This window comes from Actinoallomurus acaciae (genome assembly GCF_042429965.1).
Lineage (GTDB): Bacteria > Actinomycetota > Actinomycetes > Streptosporangiales > Streptosporangiaceae > Actinoallomurus > Actinoallomurus acaciae.
In genome coordinates this window covers 1-2,862 of the sequence record NZ_JBHLZP010000780.1, presented here as the reverse complement: position 1 = coordinate 2,862, position 2,862 = coordinate 1, and the positions used below count along the sequence as shown (strand labels likewise).

The following is a 2,862-nucleotide window of genomic DNA, read 5'->3' as shown; positions in this document are numbered from 1 at the left end:
GCGGCCGGGGTGGCCCGGGCGGCCGCGGGCGCGCCGAGGCACGCGGCGGCCACGAGGACCATGAGGGAGCGACGTGGGGGGCGACGCATCGATTCCTCCTCAGCGGTACAGCAGATAACGGGCCCGCTGGGCGCGGAACCGTGCCAGCTCCCCCTGCCAGGAGGCGACGATCTGGTCCGTCGTGGAGCCGCCGTCGACCCCCTTGCGTACGAGGTCGGAGCCGGTGAGCTTGTCGATCCAGTACGGCGCGGCGCTCTCGCGCCAGGCGAAGTCCTTCGGGTACAGCTTCTTCGCGGTCACGATCATCGCGATCGCGGTGCGGATCGAGTCGAACCTGCGGCGGTCGGTCACCGTGACCTGGACGCCCGCGCAGTTCTCGTTCACCCACTTGGAGAACGTGGGCACGAAGTACATCTCGCGGAACCGCACGCCGGGCAGGTTCAGCGCGTTGAGGGCGTCGGCGTAGTGCCAGTCGAGGAACGGCGCGCCGATGATCTCGAACGGACGGGTCGTGCCGCGGCCCTCGGTGATCGTCAGGGCCTCGAACAGGCCGAGGCCGGGGTAGACGATCGCCGTGTCGAGGGTCGGCATGTTGGGCGAGGGCATGACCCAGGGCAGGCCGGTCTCGTCGAAGAACACGCCGCGCCGCCAGCCGCGCATCTTGATGACCTGCGGCTTGACCTTTCCGCCGAGGAACTCCTTGTCGAACAGCAGCGCCAGTTCTCCGACGGTCATGCCGTGCTGCTGCGAGATCGCCTGCTTGCCGACGCCGGAGGTGTACTCCGGGTGCATGACCGGGCCGGTCGCCTCGGTGCCGCCGAGCGGGTTCGGCCGGTCGAGGACGACGAAGCGCTTGCCGGCGAGGGTGGCCGCCTGCATGCAGTCGTACATCGTCCAGATGTAGGTGTAGAAGCGCGCGCCGGCGTCCTGGATGTCGAAGACGACCGTGTCGATGCCGGCCTTGGTGAAGTCGTCCGCGATCGCCTGCACGCTCTTGGCGTACGCGTCGTAGACGGGGATGCCGGTCCGCGGGTCCTTGTAGGAGCCCTCGGAGCCGCCGGCCTGCGCGGAGCCGCGGAAGCCGTGCTCGGGGCCGAACACCGCCGCGAGGTCGACGGCGCCGGAGCCGTGCATGACGTCGACCTCGTGGGTCAGGTCGCGCACGACCGCGGTCGGGTTGGCCACCATGCCGACCTTCTGGCCCTTGAGCTGCGCGTAGCCGCCCGCATGCAGCACGTCGAAGCCGGTCTGCACGCCGCCGGCCCTCTTCGCCTCGGCGGGCGTGGCGGCCAGGGAGGCGAACGGCGCCGCGGCACCGGTGACGGCGATACCGCGCAGCACTCCTCGTCGTGTCGTCATGTCATCCCCCTTCAGGAGGCCGTCAGGTCGGTCACCACGGGCCGGTGGTCGGAGGCGAGCGTGTCGGGCACGTGGGCGTCGACGGTGCGGATGCCGGACCTCTTCGAGTAGGTCACGTAGTCGATCCGCGTGGTCGGCGTGTCGGCGGGCCAGGTCGGCGTGGTGCGCTGCCCGACGACCGTCATGGCGTCGGTCAGCCGCGTCCACAGCGGCGCCAGCTCGGCGTCGTCCGGCTGGGCGTTGAAGTCGCCGAGAAGCAGCTTGCGGCCGTGCCGGCGGTCCATGATCGCGTCCATGTCGGCCACCTGGGCCTGCCGTACGCCCGGGTCGGCGCGGTAGTCCAGGTGGGTGACGTATACCCAGAGTGGCACGCCGTGCGCGTTGATCAGCACCTCGGGGAATCCCGGGCCGGGGGCGGGCACCGGGTCGGGCACCTGCGTGGACAGCCGGGTGATGTCGTGGTTCTTCGCGTACATGATCGGGAACCGCGACAGCAGGGCGACGCCGAACCTCCGGTCGGGCGCGCCCTCGCGGTCCGGCGGAAGGTCGTAGATCGGCGCGAAGAAGACGTGCATGCGCAGCCGCCGGGCCAGCCACGTGGCCTCGTCGGTGTAGTCACTGCGGGTCGCCCAGTCGACGTCGACCTCTTCCAGACCGACGAGGTCGGGGTGCTCGGACTCGATGGCCTCGGCCTGTCGTTCCAGGTCGAAGACGTGATCGGAGCCGGCGCCGGCCTGGATGTTGTAGTTCATCACCCGCAACCGTACGCCGCGGCCATGGTCACTCTTCGTGGCGGCGTGAGCGGACGGGCCGGTGGCGAGCGCGCCGAGCAGCAGGGCCGCGAGGGCCGGCACGGCGGCGGTGCGGCGCATGGGGCGGGAGGAAGACGAAGCGGGCCGGAACATGGATCTCCCGGTTGTTCTGGAAAAAATCCAACGTCATCACGTGGTCGTATGGAAGTTAAGTACTAACGATCAGGACGTCAATAGCCTGCGACGTGAAGGTTTGGCCGACATCGGCGCGCGTACGTGCCTTCGGGACCGTCCGTATCCGGCGATGCGGCCACGAGCACCGATAGCGTGCGCCGATAATTGAGGCGTCATGCCGACTCGTCCGACGTACCGTGCCGCGCGTGCGGTGGTCTTCGCCACCGTGTGCGTCGCGCTGGCCGTCACCGGACACATGATGGCCTCACGCGCCGCCGTCTCCCCGGTGGCGGCGGCCGTCGGCCTGGCGGTCATGGCCGTGGTCGGCCTGGCCCTCGCCGGCACCGAACGCTCCCTCTCGACGATCTTCGGCGGGCTGCTGGGCGGCCAGTTCGTCCTGCACGCCCTGTTCTCGGCCGCCGAGCACGGGCAGCACCTGACCCACGGTGACACCATGGCGCCGTCGGCGGCCGGCTGGACCATGACCTTCGCGCACGTCACTGCGGCGGCCGTGTCCGCCTGGTGGCTGCGCCGCGGCGAGCGCGCGGTGTGGCGCCTGGCCCGGCGCGTCGCCGCG

3 protein-coding genes are annotated in these 2,862 nt (G+C 70.5%); 1 reads left to right on the top strand and 2 read right to left on the bottom strand.

Features of this window, described 5'->3' with window-relative positions; all coding sequences use genetic code 11:
• Nucleotides 1-99: 99 nt before the first annotated feature.
• Together ACFFNX_RS46835 and ACFFNX_RS46830 are read right to left on the bottom strand one after the other, a co-directional pair.
• Nucleotides 100-1,359, bottom strand: coding sequence for an exo-beta-N-acetylmuramidase NamZ family protein (locus ACFFNX_RS46835; RefSeq protein ID WP_378212846.1), 1,260 nt, complete (start codon nucleotides 1,357-1,359; stop codon nucleotides 100-102).
• Nucleotides 1,360-1,370: 11 nt separating this feature from the next.
• Nucleotides 1,371-2,231: an endonuclease/exonuclease/phosphatase family protein gene (locus ACFFNX_RS46830; RefSeq protein ID WP_378212845.1), complete on the bottom strand. Its 861-nt coding sequence runs from the start codon at nucleotides 2,229-2,231 to the stop codon at nucleotides 1,371-1,373.
• 229 nt (nucleotides 2,232-2,460) lie between these two features.
• Here ACFFNX_RS46830 and ACFFNX_RS46825 point away from each other — a divergent pair.
• The coding region (locus ACFFNX_RS46825; RefSeq protein WP_378212844.1) for a hypothetical protein at nucleotides 2,461-2,862 on the top strand (402 nt) is incomplete at its 3' end.

Coding starts and splice junctions, on each gene's coding strand:
- ACFFNX_RS46830 (WP_378212845.1), bottom strand. CDS start 2,231: ATGCGCCGCACCGCCGCCGTGCCGGCCCTCGCGGCCCTGCTGCTCGGC.
- ACFFNX_RS46835 (WP_378212846.1), bottom strand. CDS start 1,359: ATGACGACACGACGAGGAGTGCTGCGCGGTATCGCCGTCACCGGTGCC.